Origin of the sequence: Streptomyces sp. NPDC002734, from assembly GCF_040295685.1 — a bacterium.
Lineage (GTDB): Bacteria > Actinomycetota > Actinomycetes > Streptomycetales > Streptomycetaceae > Streptomyces.
Window position 1 is genome coordinate 1 of sequence record NZ_JBEOVU010000050.1, and the last position, 15,121, is coordinate 15,121.

A 15,121-nucleotide genomic window follows, 5' to 3' on the forward strand; every position below is an offset into this window, starting at 1 on the left:
TGCTGCTCCCGGCCGTGGACGGCGTCTCGGCGACGGGCGACGTCTCCCTTCAGCGGCGGCTGTGTCCAGCAGTGAATCCGGGGCTCACCCCCCCCAACCGCAAACGGTCAGCCCGCCACCTGGAGGGCGATCAGGACGATCAGGCCTGCCGCCACCGGGGCGATCAGCTCGTACGCCCAGCGCACGGTGACCTCGCCCTGGGCGGTGGAGACCTTCACCTGGCGCTCCCAGCGCTCGCGGAGCTCCCCCACGATCTGGTCGGTGCCCCGCTGCGGCGGCTCGTCGACGACCCCGCCGGGACCCGCGGCGCCCGGGGACCCGAGCCCGGCCGGGGCCGCGCCCAGCCCACGGTTCCGGCCACCGGACCGGTCCGCCCGCTGCGCCTTCCGCAGCGCCTTGCGCCGGTCCCGCAGGGACACCGGCAGCGCCCAGAGCTCGAACTTCCGCCCGTCCTCGGTGAACACCTCGTGCGAGAGCGCGGACCGGAACCCGGCGACCTGACCCCACGGCAGTGTGATCACCCGCAGCGGGTTGCGCACCCGCAGCCGCTCCTCGTTGGCGAGCACCGCGGGGCGGAAGGTGAAGGCGACGACCACCGGCACCACCAGCAGCAGCACGCCCACCGCCGTCCAGACGGCCCGCGCGGAGCCGTGCAGGAAGGCGTCGACGGACAGTCCGCCGACGACGAGCAGCGTCAGCCCTCCGCCGGCCAGGGCCATCGGGGACCGGTAGACCGTGTCGGGACTGGTGGGGGCCGTGGGGCTCGTGTTCATGTTGTCGATTGTGCCTGACCACGACCGCTCTCCTCCGCCCCGCGACCGATCCGGAACCGGATGGAGACCTTGAGGACTGGGCAGCAGCTACACGCGTAGATATGCTCGCCTGGTGACCATGTCGACAACACCCTCCCCGACCCACGCACTGACCGACGTCGCCGCGTCCGACGCGTCGCTGCGCCGCTTCCTGCACGGGCTCCCCGGCGTGGACCCGGTCGGCCTGGAGGCCCGGGCCGCGTCCCTGGGCACCCGGTCCATCAAGACGACGGCCAAGGCGTACGCCCTCGACCTGGCGATCTCCATGGTCGACCTGACCACGCTGGAGGGCGCCGACACCCCCGGCAAGGTCCGCGCGCTCGGCGCCAAGGCCGTCCTGCCCGACCCGACCGACCGCACGGCGCCCTCCACCGCCGCGGTCTGCGTCTACCCGGACCTGGTCGAGGTCGCCAAGGCGGCCGTCGCCGGCTCCTCGGTGAAGGTCGCCTCCGTCGCCACCGCCTTCCCCGCGGGCCGCGCGCCCCTGGAGGTCAAGCTGGCCGACGTGCGCGCCGCCGTGGCCGCGGGCGCCGACGAGGTCGACATGGTCATCGACCGCGGCGCCTTCCTGGCCGGGCACTACCTCAAGGTGTACGAGGAGATCACCGCCGTGAAGGAGGCCTGCGGCGGCGCCGCCCGCCTCAAGGTGATCTTCGAGACCGGCGAACTCTCCACGTACGACAACATCCGCCGCGCCAGCTGGCTCGCGATGCTCGCCGGGGCCGACTTCATCAAGACCTCCACCGGCAAGGTGGCGGTCAACGCGACCCCCTCGAACACCCTGCTGATGCTGCAGGCCGTGCGCGAGTTCCGGGACCGCACCGGCGTCCAGATCGGCGTGAAGCCGGCCGGCGGCATCCGCACCGCCAAGGACGCGGTCAAGTTCCTGGTCATCGTCAACGAGACGGCGGGCCCGGACTGGCTGGACAACCACTGGTTCCGGTTCGGTGCCTCCTCCCTCCTCAACGACCTGCTGATGCAGCGGCAGAAGCTGGCCACCGGCCGCTACTCCGGCCCCGACTACGTGACGGTGGACTGATCCCCATGACTTTCGAGTACGCACCGGCGCCCGAGTCCCGCTCGGTGGTGGACATCGCCCCGTCCTACGGGCTGTTCGTCGACGGCGAGTTCACCGAGGCCGCCGACGGCCGCGTCTTCAAGACGGTCTCCCCCTCCACCGAGGAGGTCCTCTCCGAGGTGGCCCGGGCCGGCGAGGCCGACGTGGACCGCGCGGTCGCCGCCGCCCGCCGCGCCTTCGAGGGCTGGTCCGCGCTGCCGGGCAGCGAGCGCGCCAAGTACCTGTTCCGCATCGCGCGGATCGTCCAGGAGCGCTCCCGCGAGCTGGCCGTCCTGGAGACCCTGGACAACGGCAAGCCGATCAAGGAGACCCGCGACGCCGACCTCCCGCTGGTCGCCGCGCACTTCTTCTACTACGCCGGCTGGGCCGACAAGCTGGAGCACGCCGGCTACGGGCCCGCGCCCAGGCCGCTGGGCGTGGCCGCGCAGGTCATCCCGTGGAACTTCCCGCTGCTGATGCTGGCGTGGAAGATCGCCCCGGCGCTCGCCACCGGCAACACGGTCGTCCTCAAGCCGGCCGAGACGACCCCGCTGTCCGCCCTGTTCTTCGCGGACATCTGCCGCCAGGCCGGGCTCCCCAAGGGCGTCGTCAACATCCTCCCCGGCTACGGCGACACCGGCGCCGCGCTGGTCGCCCACCCGGACGTGAACAAGGTCGCCTTCACCGGCTCCACCGCGGTCGGCAAGGCCATCGCCCGCACGGTGGCCGGCACCCGCAAGAAGCTCACCCTGGAGCTCGGCGGCAAGGGCGCCAACATCGTCTTCGACGACGCGCCGATCGACCAGGCCGTCGAGGGCATCGTCAACGGCATCTTCTTCAACCAGGGCCAGGTCTGCTGCGCCGGAAGCCGCCTGCTGGTGCAGGAGTCGGTGCACGACGAGGTGCTCGACGCCCTCAAGCAGCGCATCTCCACCCTGCGTCTGGGCGACCCGCTGGACAAGAACACCGACATCGGCGCGATCAACTCCGCCGAGCAGCTGGCCCGTATCTCCTCCCTCGCCGACCAGGGCGAGGCGGAGGGCGCCGAGCGCTGGACCGCCCCGTGCGAGATCCCGTCCGCGGGCTACTGGTTCGCGCCGACCGTCTTCAGCGGCGTGACCCAGGCGCACACCGTCGCCCGCGACGAGATCTTCGGCCCGGTCCTGTCGGTGCTCACCTTCCGCACCCCGGACGAGGCCGTCGCCAAGGCCAACAACACCGCCTACGGCCTCTCCGCGGGCATCTGGACCGACAAGGGCTCCCGCATCCTCGCCGTGGCGAACAAGCTGCGCGCGGGCGTCGTCTGGTCCAACACGTTCAACAAGTTCGACCCCACCTCGCCGTTCGGCGGCTACAAGGAGTCGGGTTACGGCCGCGAGGGCGGTCGCCACGGGCTGGAGGCCTACCTCGATGTCTGAGCGTCTGATGTCACAGCGTCTGAGCGTTTTCAAGACCTACAAGCTGTACGTGGGAGGCAAGTTCCCGCGTTCCGAGAGCGGCCGGGTGTACGAGGTGACGGGCTCCAAGGACGAGAACTGGCTCGCGAACGCCCCGCTGTCGTCCCGCAAGGACGCCCGTGACGCGGTGGTCGCGGCGCGCAAGGCGTTCGGCGGCTGGGCGGGCGCGACGGCGTACAACCGCGGGCAGGTCCTCTACCGCGTCGCGGAGATGCTGGAGGGCCGCCGCAGCCAGTTCACCCGTGAGGTGGCCGAGGCGGAGGGCATCTCCAAGGCCAAGGCGGCCGCGCTGGTCGACCTGTCCGTCGACCGTCTCGTCTGGTACGCGGGCTGGACCGACAAGATCGCCCAGATCGCCGGCGGCGCCAACCCGGTCGCGGGCCCCTTCTTCAACCTCTCCACCCCGGAGCCCACCGGCGTGGTCGCGGTGCTGGCCCCGCAGGAGTCCTCGCTCCTGGGCCTGGTCTCCGTCCTCGCGCCCGTGATCGCCACCGGCAACACGGCGGTCGTGGTCGCGAGCGAGCGGTCCCCGCTGCCCGCCCTCTCCTTCGGCGAGGTGCTGGCCACCTCCGACGTCCCCGGCGGCGTGGTCAACGTCCTCTCCGGCCGCACGGCGGAGATCGCCCCGACGCTGGCCTCCCACATGGACGTCAACGCCCTCGACCTGACCGGCGCGGACGCGGACCTCGCGACCGAGCTGGAGGTCGCGGCCGCGGACAACCTCAAGCGGGTGCTGCGTCCGCGCACCGGCGAGGACTTCACGGCGACCCCGGGCACCGACCGCCTGACGGCCTTCCTGGAGACCAAGACCGTCTGGCACACGACCGGTTCGCTGGGCGCCTCCGGGTCGTCCTACTGACCGGCGTCACCGTCGGGCCACCGACCGCGGCGCGCCCCCCGCAGGAGGGGAGGGGGCACAGCCGCAGACCGGCTGCGGGTAACTCCCCCACATCCCGCATCCGGCACAGCCCCTCCCGCCCCGGCCGTCCCCGGTCCTCACGGACCGGGCCGCTCAGACCGCCGGGGCGGGAGCGAGGCCTCCGAGCATCCCGGTGACCTGACCCACCGCGGGCAGCGCGTTGATCGTCTCCGCCTGCGTGAGCGGGCCGGTCAGCGTCTTCGTGGTGACCGGCTGGAAGTCCGCGACCTGGGTGCCCACCCCGTTGTCCGTCGGGTCCACCCCGGTCCCGGCCAGCGGGTTCGGCTTCAGCGCCCCGACCGGCCCGACCGTGTACCCGACGGTGTTCTTCAGCGTCTCCATCCCGGTCTTCAGGTCGATCACGCTGAGCGCGACCTTGGGCTCCACCTGATCGGCACTCGGCACCGCCGGCACCGGCGCCGCGGAGGCCGCCACCGCCCCTCCGCCCAGCGCCAGCCCGGCCCCCGCCAGGACCACCGCCGCGCGGGCGGCGCCCTGGCGCGGGTGCTTGCGGTGCTCGGAGTGCTGGGGGTGCTTGAGGTGCTTCGGTGCGGCGTGACGTCCCATGGTGCTCAGGCCCTGTTCTCTTCGGTGACCGGGGGATCACGAAGCGTAGTGGAGCGGATGCGGCGGGCCAAAGCGGCATTCCCTCTGTTCTAGTGCCGTTCGACGACGACCCCGCGGCGGGGCGTGACCGCGGACTCAGTCCTTCTCGCCGGGCGGCGCGAAGTCCGTGGCCGGGGGGAACTCGGCCGGGGCACAGTCGCGGCGGGACGCGACCTCCTGGACGTAGGCCCGGAAGAGCCGTTCCAGGTCCCGGGGCGGAGCCACCCGGTCGTAGGCGTGGGACGAGGTCATGGTGTGGACCTGTGGACGGTTTCCGGCGCAGACGGAGGACGCCCACCACATCGGGTCCTGGGAGCTACGGCCGGCCGTGCCGGGCTCGGCGGGGGTTCCGGAACCCGGGAGACCCGAGGAGCGCAGAGTGACGTTATCGGCGCTCACGCCCCGGTAGGTGTGGAACGAGACGAACCAGTCGGCCTCGCGGAAGCCGTAACGCGGCCTGTCCGCCCCCTTGTTCCGCTCGGTGGCCGCGGACGCCCGGGATCCGCTCAGGAACAGCACGCAGCGCTCGTCCGGGAGCCGGTCGTCGACGCGGCTCTCCAGAACCTCGTCGGGGTGGGCGGGCCTGCGGGCGAAACCGTTCTCGGCGTACCAGGCGCAGGTGCCCTTCGCCTGTGAGGCCGGGCTCGTGCCCTCGGGCAGGGCCGGTATGTCCTCGGGCGCGTCGGGGAGGCGGTCCGGGCAGCCGGCCCGCTCGGCGAGGTTGTTGGCGGTGAGCGCAGCCGTCTCCGCGAGGACGTCCCGGTCGGCCCCGGTGATCTGCTGATCGGCGGCGGTGAACGGGCGTCCGGTCATGAGGCCGGCTCTCGCCCACAGTTCCTTGACGCGTCGGCCTTCCACCTCCCCGCCGGGGCAGGGAAGGAAGACGGTGACGCCCGCGTCGGTGACCAGCCCGGTGATGCCGCCGCCGAGGGGCTGGGCGGCATGGGTGGTGGACTTGTACGGGTTGCCGTCGTTGAGCACCGAACTGCTGGGCGTCTCGGGTGACTCGTCGTCCTGGTCCAGCGCGCCGACCGCTCCGGTGAAGAACCACCGCGACCCGGTGCGGGAGCCGATCTTCTCACCGGCCTCCGTGCTGAACAGCTCGCAGTCCTGGGGCAGCCCCTGCGAGAGGTCGATAGTGCCTTCCTCGGCCAGCCGGTGCGTGATGTCGCCGCCCGCCGGGGACAGCGCGAGGACGTTTCGGGCGGGGACCAGGTCGTCGCAGGCCTGGTTGATCCGGTGGCGATTGCTCAGGACCTCCCAGATCACCGTGCCGCCCCAGATGCTGCCCGCGACCGCGGCCAGGCACAGCACCACGTTGACGGTCTTCTGTATGCGTCCGGACTCCATGCCGTCCCCCCGATCGCCTGTGGGCATCGGCGTCCGAAGGTAACAGGGTTGCCGGAGGGGCTTGTTGGCACCGGCCGCCGGCAAGGTGGCCGATGCTTCCGCCGTATCCGCCGACGCGGCGGTGTCCCGTGCGGGGGCTCCGCGGATGTGACGTCCGCGCCAAAGGACGTCGGCGACTCGTTCGAGGGGCGTTCGATGCCGCAGACTGGTATCTCGTGACCACCCAGTACTCCTCGCCGACACGTGTTGTTCTGCTCTGCGGCCCCTCGGGGTCCGGGAAGTCGTTGCTCGCTGCCGCCACCGGGCTGCCGGTGCTGCGGCTGGACGACTTCTACAAGGAGGCGGACGACCCGTCGCTGCCGCTGCTGGCCGGGAGCGAGGACATCGACTGGGACCACCCGCTGTCCTGGGACGCGGACACCGCGGTGGCCGCGATCGAGTCGCTGTGCCGGACGGGGCGGACCGAGGTGCCGGTGTACGACATCTCGCTGAGCGCCCGCACCGGGCGGACGGAGCTGGACATCGCCGGCGCGCCCGTGTTCGTGGCGGAGGGGATCTTCGCCGCGGAGATCGTGTCCCGCTGCCGTGAGCTGGGGCTGCTGGGCGACGCCCTGTGCCTGACCCGGGGGTCGGTGACCACGTTCCGGCGGCGGTTCCTGCGGGACCTGCGCGAGGGCCGCAAGTCGGTGCCGTTCCTGCTGCGGCGGGGCTGGCGGCTGATGCGGTCGGAACGGACCATCGTGGCGCGGCAGACCTCGCTGGGGGCCTACCCCTGCGACCGGCCGGAGGCCGAGACGCGGGTCGCGGCCGTGGTGGGCGCGGCGACGGCCCGGTCCGGCGGGACCCGGGCGACCACCGGCTGACCGCTGGTTGACCGCGCCGCGACCGACCCCGCACGCAAGAGGGCGGGACCGGAAAGCCCCCGCTTCCGGTCCCGCCCTTCCCCCGTGCCCCCCGTTCTCCCCCGTGGGGCCCCCGTTTCCCCCGTGGGGTCCCCCATGGCTCCCCCGGTCCGGCCGGCTCCCCCGGAACCGCCCGGACCCGTTCCCCCGTGTTTCCCCCGTGCCCCCCAAGGGCTCCGATCCCCCGTGAGCCCTCGCTACCTTCAGGCGACCAGTTCGCCGAAGGCTTCCTCCTCGTCACGGCCGAGTCCCAGGACCTGGTCCTCCCGCAGCCGCCGCAGCGACCGCCAGATGCTGGACTTGACCGTGCCGACGCTGATGTCGAGGATGTCCGCGATCTCCGGATCGGTGCGGCCCTCGTAGTACCGCAGGACCAGCATGGTCCGCTGCGGCTCGGGGAGCCGGGAGAGCGCCTGCCACAGGACGGTGCGCAGCTCGGTGCCGCGCATGGAGTCCAGGTCGCCGGCCGTCTCCGGCAGCTCCTCGGTCGGGTATTCGTTGAGCTTGCGGCGGCGCCAGGCACTGATGTGCAGGTTGGTCATGGTGCGCCGCAGGTAGCCGCCCACCGCCGCCTTGTCGCTGATCCGGTCCCACGCCCGATAGGTGGAGAACAGCGCGCTCTGGAGCAGGTCCTCCGCCTCGAAGCGGTCGCCGGTCAGGTGGTAGGCCGTGGCGTACAGCGAGGCCCGCCGTTCCCGCACGTAGGCGGTGAACTCGGCCTCCGACAGGCCGCCGTCGGTGGCGCGCGGGCCGCCCTGGTCCCCCCGGACCGGGTCGGCGGCCGTGCGCTGCGTCGGCACGGAAGGCGTCACGGCGGGCGTCACGGCGGGTGTCACAGGCGCGGGTCCCGGCGCCGGCTGGGCCTGAACGCCGTACCGGCTGCCGGTTCCCCGCACGCAGCCCCGCGCCCCCACGACGCCGGACCGCTCCCCCCGGATCACCACGTCGTGCAGACGCGTGGCCACTGCACCAGTGCCATTGCTGAGCAGAGTGCTCATCCCGCGCCTCCCCGTCATGTTCCTGTCCGTGAGGAAGATGTTGCCGGGGACACTTCATGACGGTGTCCGCCGACTGTCACAGACCTGTCACAGGCCCTCCGCACGAAGATCGCGTTCCCGGGCGTCCCGGCCGTGAGCTGGGGCGAACAGGTGTTCCGGTAACCGGAATTCCCTCCGTGAGGACCATGGGCCAGAATGAGCCCGTGCCTTCCCTGTTGCTGATCGAGGACGACGACGCCATCCGTACGGCCCTGGAGCTCTCCCTGACCCGCCAGGGGCACCGCGTGGCGACCGCTGCGAGCGGTGAGGACGGTCTGCAGTTGCTGCGCGAGCAGCGGCCGGATCTGATCGTGCTCGACGTCATGCTGCCCGGAATCGACGGTTTCGAGGTCTGCCGGCGGATCCGCCGGACCGACCAGCTGCCGATCATCCTGCTGACCGCGCGCAGCGACGACATCGACGTGGTGGTCGGGCTGGAGTCCGGCGCCGACGACTACGTGGTCAAGCCCGTGCAGGGCCGGGTGCTGGACGCCCGGATCCGTGCGGTGCTGCGCCGCGGGGAGCGGGAGTCGAGCGACTCGGCGGCGTTCGGCTCGCTGGTCATCGACCGTTCCGCGATGACGGTGACCAAGAACGGGGAGGAGTTGCAGCTCACCCCGACCGAGCTGCGCCTGCTCCTGGAGCTCAGCCGCCGCCCCGGGCAGGCGCTGTCCCGCCAGCAGTTGCTGCGGCTGGTGTGGGAGCACGACTACCTGGGCGACTCGCGCCTGGTGGACGCCTGCGTGCAGCGGCTGCGCGCCAAGGTGGAGGACGTGCCGTCCTCCCCGACGCTGATCCGCACGGTGCGCGGCGTCGGTTACCGCCTGGACCAGCCGCAGTGACCGAGCGCCGTTCCCCGGGCACCCCTTCCGCGGCCCAGCCGTCCGCCGATACCGGACAGGGCGGCGGCGGAGGCCGGGAGGCGAAGGCCCCGAGAGCCCGCTCCCTGCGCTTCACCAGCCTGCGGCTGCGCCTGGTGCTGGTCTTCGGCCTGGTCGCGCTGACCGCGGCGGTGACGGCGTCCGGCATCGCGTACTGGCTGAACCGTGAGGCGGTGCTGACCCGTGCCCAGGACGCGGTGCTGCGCGACTTCGCGCAGGAGATGCAGCGCCACGCGGCGGCGCTCCCGGCCGAGCCGACCCGCGAGGAACTGCGGCACGCGGCCGAGGAGATGTCCCGCAGCAGCCAGCACTTCAGCGTGCTGCTGACCTCCACCACGCCCGACGGGGAGACGGTCACCGCCCCGTCGAACGTGTGGGAGCAGTTCACCCTGGAGGACGTGCCGCGTTCGCTGAGCCACGCGGTGGGCCGCAAGCAGAAGCTGACCTCCGTGAACTCCTCGCCGTACCACCTGTACTGGCAGCGGACGGTGGACGAGAACGACACCCCGTGCCTGGTGGCCGGGGCGAAGATAGCCGACGGCCCGACCGGTTACATGCTGAAGTCGCTGGAGCCGGAGGCCAAGGACCTCAACTCGCTGGCCTGGTCCCTGGGCATCGCCACCGCGCTGGCGCTGGTCGGCTCCGCGCTGCTGGCGCAGGCGGCCGCCACCACCGTGCTGCGGCCGGTGCACCGGCTGGGCATCGCCGCACGACGGCTGGGCGAGGGCAAGCTGGACACCCGCCTTCAGGTCTCCGGCACCGACGAACTCGCCGAACTGTCACGGACGTTCAACCGCACCGCCGCCGCGCTGGAGCACCGGGTGGCGGAGATGAGCGCCCGGGACGAGGCCTCGCGCCGCTTCGTGGCCGACATGTCGCACGAGCTGCGCACCCCGCTGACCGCGATCACCGCGGTGACGGAGGTGCTGGAGGAGGAGCTCGACGCGGAGACCGGCGGCATCGACCCGATGGTCGAGCCGGCCGTGCGGCTGGTGGTCAGCGAGACCCGGCGGCTCGGCGACCTGGTGGAGAACCTGATGGAGGTCACCCGCTTCGACGCGGGCACCGCCCGTCTGGTCCTCGACGACGTGGACATCGCCGACCAGATCACCGCCTGCGTCGACGCCCGTGCCTGGCTGGACGCGGTCGAGCTGGACGCGGAGCGCGGCGTCACGGCGCGGCTGGACCCGCGGCGGCTGGACGTCATACTCGCCAACCTGATCGGCAACGCCCTCAAGCACGGCGGCTCCCCGGTGCGGGTCTCGGTGCGGGTGGAGGACGCCCCCGAGGAGCCGCTGGCGCCGCCGGTGCCGCACGCGCCGCTCACGGCGCACGTCGCGCACTCCGCGCACGAGCCCGGTGAGCGGGCGGAGCAGGTCGCGGACGCGGACGCCGGTGACGAGGGGGCAGAGGCCCTCTCCGAGGCGGCGGGCAAGGTGCTGGTGATCGAGGTCCGCGACCACGGTCCGGGCATCCCCGAGGAGGTGCTGCCGCACGTCTTCGACCGGTTCTACAAGGCGAGCGCCTCCCGGCCGCGTTCCGAGGGCTCGGGTCTGGGGCTGTCCATCGCGCTGGAGAACGCGCACATCCACGGCGGCGACATATCCGCCGCCAACTCCCCCGACGGCGGAGCGGTGTTCACGCTGCGCCTTCCGCTGGACGCGTCCTCGGTGACCGAGGACGCCGCGGCGGAGCAGCAGCCGGGTGCGAGCAAGAGGCAGAGGAGCGGGCGGTGAGGGCGAGGGGCGCGAGGGCGCTGCTGCTGGGCGTGATACCGGCGGTGGTACTGGCGGGCTGCGGGATCCGGGCGACCGAGGTGCCGGTGTACTTCACCTCGGCACCGTCGCGGATGCCGTGCCCCAGTCCGACGTCCTCGCCGCAGCCGCGGGACGCGACCCGGGTGCCGGTCCGGGTGTATCTGCTGTGCGCGGGCCAGCTGACGCTGGTGCAGCGCACGGTCGAGCTGCCGGCGGACACCGACGAGGCCCAGCGGCGTTCCGTGGTGGCGCGGGGTCTGCTCGACGAGCTGGCCCGGCACCCCTCGCCGGGGGAACTGGAGGACGGCTACCGGACGCTGGTGCCGTTCGGCACCCGGGTGAAGGGCGCGCGGCCGGACGACCCGGCGGACTCCTTCCGGCTGAGCGTGCCGCCGGAGCGGATGCGGAGCGGGGCGATGGCCCAGATCGTCTGCACCTTCGCCGAGTCGACCGCCACCCAGGGCTCGGGCAAGGTCACCCTCGGGGGTCCGGAGGGCGAGCTGTCGCGCTACGAGTGCCCTCCGGAGGTGCGCAACAACCCGACCGCCACTCCGGTCCCCTCCGACACCGCCGCCCCGGCGCAGTGACGGCCGCGGGGGCGCGCGCGGCCGGGGAGCCACCGGGGTGCGCGGGTCCCCGGAACCGCGGGGCACGGCGCGGCGTCTAGAGCCACGTGCAGCGTCAACGCTCGGGCGACGGAGACATCGCCACCGGATTTCGCACGGCAGGTGTCCTTCTCCTCGCCGCACACCTCGCCGTCGTCGGGTGGCTGACGCTCAGACCGCTGGACGTCCCCTGGATCACCCCGGCCAACGTCCGGCCGATGGCGGGGATACGTGCGGACCTGGCGCTCGGCTGGTGGCCGGCCGCCCGGCGCATCGTCGAGGACCTGGCGCTGCTGGCGCCGCTGGGGGTGCTGCTGCCGCTGGCCGGCGGCCGGCTGCGGGCGGCCACGCTGCTCTCGCTGGTCCGCACGGTGGCGGCCGGGCTCCTCATCTCGCTGGGCATCGAACTGCTCCAGACCGGTGTGCCCGGTCAGGTGGTCGACGTCGACTCGCTGATCCTGAACACCGTCGGGATCACGGTGACCCACCTGAGCGTGGTGCCGGCCGGCCGGGCGGCGCTGCGGCGACGGCTCGGACGGCGCGTGCGGCATGCCTCCGAGGGTGTCGACCAGGAGGCGGCTCAGGGTCTGCCCCCGAGGATTCCCAGGGTCCCGATCGCCCCGTAGGGCGACGCGTTGCCCCTTTTGCCGACGTAGCTTTGATGGCGTAGGGGGCGGCCGCGGGGGTCGCCTCCCGGTAGAGACGACACTCTGACGACGCTCTACGGAGGAGCAGCCATGAGCAGCCTCGTTCGCCCCACCCACGGCCGCATGATCGCCGGAGTCTGCGCCGCGCTGGCCAAGCGCTTCGGCGTCTCCGCGACCACCATGCGGGTGATCTTCCTGGTCTCCTGCCTGCTGCCGGGGCCGCAGTTCCTGGTGTACGTCGCGCTGTGGATCCTGCTGCCGGACGAGAAGCGGGCGGCCCGCCGTTCCGCCGTCGTCTGACGCCGCGGGAGGACCCGCACGGGCATACCGAAGGGGCGCGACCGGGAATCCGGTCGCGCCCCTTCGGGCATGCGGAGGGCGGCGGGACTCAGCCGAGGGGCAGGCCGTTGAGGTTGCTGCCGGAGCCCATGTTCATCTCGCCGAGGCCGAGGCCGCCGAGCAGCGGTGTCACCTTGCCGAGCGGGGCGGCCGCCTCCTCGCCCCCGTTGGCACGGGCGCCGGCGTCACGGTCCTGCGCCGCGCCGGACACCTTGTCGGCGCTGCCCATGGCGGCGTCCATGCCCATGCCGCCGAGCTCGTCGCCGATGCCGCCGAGCTGGTCGCCGGCGCCCTGCAGGCCCTGGACCAGGGGGCCCTGGAGGGCGTCCCCGATGCCGTCCGCGGGCATCGCGCCGGTCACGCCGCTCAGCGCGGGGCCGGCGTCCGGGAGGGCCGGGGCAGCCGTGGCGGCACCCGCGCCGACCGCCGCGAAGGCGGCGCCGAGGGCGGCGACGCCGAGGGTCTTGGCAGCAGACTGCTTCATAGTGAATGCGTCCTTGAAGTGCGATGACGGGGGACTGAGCGGTCCACGACCGTAAACACGGATCGGCGCGGTCCGCAAACACCGAAATACGCACGTCCCGCGACGGAAGGGCCGGGCAGATTCTCCGCCCGGCCCTTCCGCGTCCGACGTCACCGCAGCTCAGGGACGGTTCAGCGGAACAGCCACTCCGCCTTCAGCGTGGCGTAGCCCGGCTTGATCACGTCATCGATCATCGCCACCCTTTCATCGAAAGGAATGAATGCTGATTTCATCGCATTGACGGTGAACCACTGCATGTCGTCGAGCGAGTAATCGAAAGTGCCGACAAGATGCTCGAATTCGCGGCTCATGGTGGTGCCGGACATCAGGCGGTTGTCGGTGTTGACGGTGACCCGGAAGTGCAGCCGCCGCAGCAGGCCGATCGGATGGTTCGCGTAGGAGTCGACCGCGCCGGTCTGCAGGTTGGAGGTCGGGCAGAGCTCCAGCGGGATCCGCTTGTCGCGGACGTAGGCGGCGAGCCGGCCGAGTTCCACCGAGCCGTCCTCGGCGACCTCGATGTCGTCGATGATCCGCACGCCGTGGCCGAGCCGGTCGGCGCCGCACCACTGGAGGGCCTGCCAGATCGACGGCAGGCCGAAGGCCTCGCCGGCGTGGATGGTGAAGTGGTTGTTCTCCCGCTTCAGGAACTCGAAGGCGTCCAGGTGGCGGGTGGGCGGGTATCCGGCCTCGGCGCCCGCGATGTCGAAGCCGACCACGCCGGAGTCCCGGTAGCGGTTGGCGAGTTCGGCGATCTCCAGCGACCGGGCGGCGTGCCGCATGGCGGTGAGCAGGGCGCCGACGCGGATGCGGTGGCCGTTCTCCCGCGCGCGCCGCTCCCCTTCCCGGAAACCGGCGTTGACGGCCTCGACGACCTGCTCCAGCGTCAGCCCGCCCTCCAGGTGCTGCTCGGGGGCGTACCGCACCTCGGCGTAGACCACGCCGTCGGCGGCGAGGTCCTCGGCGCACTCGGCGGCCACGCGGCGCAGGGCGTTCTCGCTCTGCATCACGCCGACGGTGTGGGCGAAGGTCTCCAGGTACCGCTCCAGGGAACCGGAGTCCGCGGCCTCGCGGAACCAGGAGCCGAGCTTGTCGGTGTCGTTGTACGGCAGCGACTCGTACCCGTTCTCGCGGGCGAGTTCGACGACCGTGCCGGGGCGCAGGCCGCCGTCGAGGTGGTCGTGCAGCACGACCTTCGGGGCCCGGCGGATCTGCTCCGCGGTCGGGGCGTGGATGGTCTGGCTCTTCATCGCTGAACCATAACGCGCAATTCCCTACGCGCGTAGATCCCGCGCGCGAGGGTGGCGTGGGCGCGGTGTTCTGCCAGTGTGGGCGCATGGCACACCAAGGCACCCGCGGCCCGGACCTACCGGACCGCCCGGACGGACCGGATCGGCTCGGCAAGCCGTTCGCCGCGCGGCCCCTGCGGCGGCCGGACGGGCCCCGCGCGGTCGCCGGGGTGGTGCTGCTGCTGCCCCCCGGCAAGGAGGAGTCGGACCGCGCGCCGTCGTCCGCGGCCGCGTACGTCGCGATGCGCGCCCTGGGCCGGCGGCTGGCCCGGGCCGGGGAGCGGCACGGCCTCGCGACGCACCTGGTGCGCTACCGGCTGGGCGGCTGGAACGGCGAGGACGCGGCGCTCGCCGAGGACGCCGGGCTCGCCGCCGACGAGGCGGTGCGGAGGTACGGCGACGTGCCGGTCTGCCTGGTCGGGGTGGACATGGGCGGCCGGGCGGCGCTGCGGGCCGCGGGGCACCCGGCGGTCCGGTCGGTGGTGGCACTGGCCCCCTGGCTGCCGCCGGACGGCGGGCACGGGGCGGCGGCCGGACCCGAGCCGGTCAAGCAGCTGGCGTCCCGTCAGGTGCTGGTCGTGCACGGCACGGACGACGCGCGGTGCGCGCCGGAGCGGTCGTTCCGGCTGGCCGAGCGGATCAAGAAGACGAACCGGGAGGTGTGCCGGTTCGAGGTGCACACCGACGGGCACGCGCTGCGCGCCTACCGGTGGGAGGTCCACACGCTGGCCGCCGACTTCGCGCTCGGCACGCTCGTGGGGGCGCCGATGCCGCGGGCCGTGCGGGACGCCCTCGCCGCGCCTCCGCCGCTGGGCCTGCGCATGCCGCTCGCCTCCGGCTTCGGCCGGCTGCGCGAGGGGTGACACCGGGGCCTCCTGCGCGGGTCACGTCGGGGGCGGGAGCCGGCGCCCTGGAGCCCCGCGGGTCCTGTCGGGAGGAGGCC

At 72.9% G+C, this 15,121-nt stretch carries 16 protein-coding genes; 10 read left to right on the top strand and 6 right to left on the bottom strand.

Translation table 11 applies throughout. The features are described 5' to 3' along the window. Positions 1–107 precede the first annotated feature (107 nt). Entirely contained in the window at positions 108–773 is a 666-nt protein-coding gene (locus ABT026_RS30170; RefSeq protein WP_351118372.1) for a PH domain-containing protein, read from the bottom strand. Between the two features lie 118 nt (positions 774–891). On the opposite strand from ABT026_RS30170, the gene deoC reads away from it, so the two are divergent. The 3 genes from deoC to ABT026_RS30185 are packed head-to-tail and all read left to right on the top strand — an operon-like array spanning position 892 to position 4,185. Continuing rightward, on the top strand, positions 892–1,851 hold the full coding sequence (gene deoC / locus ABT026_RS30175) for a deoxyribose-phosphate aldolase (RefSeq protein ID WP_351118398.1): 960 nt from the start codon (positions 892–894) through the stop codon (positions 1,849–1,851). Continuing rightward, the gene (locus ABT026_RS30180; protein WP_351118399.1) at positions 1,851–3,287 is read left to right on the top strand and encodes an aldehyde dehydrogenase family protein; all 1,437 of its coding nucleotides are present in this window, start codon (positions 1,851–1,853) and stop codon (positions 3,285–3,287) included. Before deoC ends, ABT026_RS30180 begins: the two co-directional genes overlap by 1 nt. Beyond that, the gene (locus ABT026_RS30185) at positions 3,280–4,185 is read left to right on the top strand and encodes an aldehyde dehydrogenase family protein (protein WP_351118373.1); all 906 of its coding nucleotides are present in this window, start codon (positions 3,280–3,282) and stop codon (positions 4,183–4,185) included. Before ABT026_RS30180 ends, ABT026_RS30185 begins: the two co-directional genes overlap by 8 nt. 153 nt (positions 4,186–4,338) lie before the next feature. Here ABT026_RS30185 and ABT026_RS30190 read toward each other — a convergent pair whose 3' ends face one another. After that, complete coding sequence (locus tag ABT026_RS30190; protein WP_351118374.1) at positions 4,339–4,812, bottom strand: hypothetical protein; 474 nt, start codon at positions 4,810–4,812, stop codon at positions 4,339–4,341. 135 nt (positions 4,813–4,947) lie between these two features. Continuing rightward, positions 4,948–6,228, bottom strand: coding sequence for a hypothetical protein (locus ABT026_RS30195; protein ID WP_351118375.1), 1,281 nt, complete (start codon positions 6,226–6,228; stop codon positions 4,948–4,950). Between the two features lie 188 nt (positions 6,229–6,416). On the opposite strand from ABT026_RS30195, the gene ABT026_RS30200 reads away from it, so the two are divergent. After that, positions 6,417–7,064 (top strand): uridine kinase family protein, encoded by a 648-nt coding sequence (locus ABT026_RS30200; RefSeq protein WP_351118376.1) that lies wholly within the window; start codon positions 6,417–6,419, stop codon positions 7,062–7,064. 242 nt (positions 7,065–7,306) lie between these two features. Here ABT026_RS30200 and ABT026_RS30205 read toward each other — a convergent pair whose 3' ends face one another. Further along, positions 7,307–8,101, bottom strand: a complete 795-nt coding sequence (locus ABT026_RS30205; protein ID WP_351118377.1) for a SigE family RNA polymerase sigma factor — start codon at positions 8,099–8,101, stop codon at positions 7,307–7,309. A 203-nt stretch (positions 8,102–8,304) separates the two neighbouring features. Here ABT026_RS30205 and afsQ1 point away from each other — a divergent pair, with 203 nt between their 5' ends. From afsQ1 to ABT026_RS30230, 5 genes are all read left to right on the top strand, one after another. Beyond that, complete coding sequence (gene afsQ1, locus ABT026_RS30210) at positions 8,305–8,982, top strand: two-component system response regulator AfsQ1 (RefSeq protein WP_159105658.1); 678 nt, start codon at positions 8,305–8,307, stop codon at positions 8,980–8,982. Then, entirely contained in the window at positions 8,979–10,757 is a 1,779-nt protein-coding gene (locus ABT026_RS30215; protein WP_502968083.1) for an ATP-binding protein, read from the top strand. The genes afsQ1 and ABT026_RS30215 overlap by 4 nt, the downstream gene beginning before the upstream one ends. Further along, positions 10,754–11,365 (top strand): hypothetical protein, encoded by a 612-nt coding sequence (locus ABT026_RS30220; RefSeq protein WP_351118378.1) that lies wholly within the window; start codon positions 10,754–10,756, stop codon positions 11,363–11,365. The genes ABT026_RS30215 and ABT026_RS30220 overlap by 4 nt, the downstream gene beginning before the upstream one ends. An 86-nt stretch (positions 11,366–11,451) precedes the next feature. Beyond that, the gene (locus ABT026_RS30225) at positions 11,452–12,009 is read left to right on the top strand and encodes a VanZ family protein (RefSeq protein WP_351118379.1); all 558 of its coding nucleotides are present in this window, start codon (positions 11,452–11,454) and stop codon (positions 12,007–12,009) included. A gap of 111 nt (positions 12,010–12,120) precedes the next feature. Next, positions 12,121–12,330 carry a PspC domain-containing protein gene (locus ABT026_RS30230; protein WP_351118380.1) on the top strand — a complete coding sequence of 70 codons (210 nt, stop codon included), beginning with the start codon at positions 12,121–12,123 and terminating at the stop codon, positions 12,328–12,330. 88 nt (positions 12,331–12,418) lie between these two features. Here the strand turns inward: ABT026_RS30230 and ABT026_RS30235 are convergent, their stop codons facing one another. Beyond that, positions 12,419–12,853 carry an ATP-binding protein gene (locus ABT026_RS30235; protein WP_351118381.1) on the bottom strand — a complete coding sequence of 145 codons (435 nt, stop codon included), beginning with the start codon at positions 12,851–12,853 and terminating at the stop codon, positions 12,419–12,421. 170 nt (positions 12,854–13,023) lie between these two features. Further along, a complete protein-coding gene (locus ABT026_RS30240; protein ID WP_351118382.1) occupies positions 13,024–14,139 on the bottom strand; it encodes an adenosine deaminase in 1,116 nt (371 codons plus the stop codon). An 86-nt stretch (positions 14,140–14,225) separates the two neighbouring features. Here ABT026_RS30240 and ABT026_RS30245 point away from each other — a divergent pair, with 86 nt between their 5' ends. After that, positions 14,226–15,041, top strand: coding sequence for an alpha/beta fold hydrolase (locus ABT026_RS30245; protein ID WP_351118383.1), 816 nt, complete (start codon positions 14,226–14,228; stop codon positions 15,039–15,041). Positions 15,042–15,121: the final 80 nt, after the last annotated feature.

Excerpts from the sequence above, each read along its gene's own strand:
- ABT026_RS30170 (WP_351118372.1), bottom strand. The coding sequence starts at position 773 with ATGAACACGAGCCCCACGGCCCCCACCAGTCCCGACACGGTCTACCGG.
- deoC (WP_351118398.1), top strand. The coding sequence starts at position 892 with ATGTCGACAACACCCTCCCCGACCCACGCACTGACCGACGTCGCCGCG.
- ABT026_RS30185 (WP_351118373.1), top strand. The coding sequence starts at position 3,280 with ATGTCTGAGCGTCTGATGTCACAGCGTCTGAGCGTTTTCAAGACCTAC.
- ABT026_RS30190 (WP_351118374.1), bottom strand. The coding sequence starts at position 4,812 with ATGGGACGTCACGCCGCACCGAAGCACCTCAAGCACCCCCAGCACTCC.
- ABT026_RS30195 (WP_351118375.1), bottom strand. The coding sequence starts at position 6,228 with ATGCCCACAGGCGATCGGGGGGACGGCATGGAGTCCGGACGCATACAG.
- ABT026_RS30205 (WP_351118377.1), bottom strand. The coding sequence starts at position 8,101 with ATGAGCACTCTGCTCAGCAATGGCACTGGTGCAGTGGCCACGCGTCTG.
- ABT026_RS30230 (WP_351118380.1), top strand. The coding sequence starts at position 12,121 with ATGAGCAGCCTCGTTCGCCCCACCCACGGCCGCATGATCGCCGGAGTC.
- ABT026_RS30235 (WP_351118381.1), bottom strand. The coding sequence starts at position 12,853 with ATGAAGCAGTCTGCTGCCAAGACCCTCGGCGTCGCCGCCCTCGGCGCC.
- ABT026_RS30240 (WP_351118382.1), bottom strand. The coding sequence starts at position 14,139 with ATGAAGAGCCAGACCATCCACGCCCCGACCGCGGAGCAGATCCGCCGG.
- ABT026_RS30245 (WP_351118383.1), top strand. The coding sequence starts at position 14,226 with ATGGCACACCAAGGCACCCGCGGCCCGGACCTACCGGACCGCCCGGAC.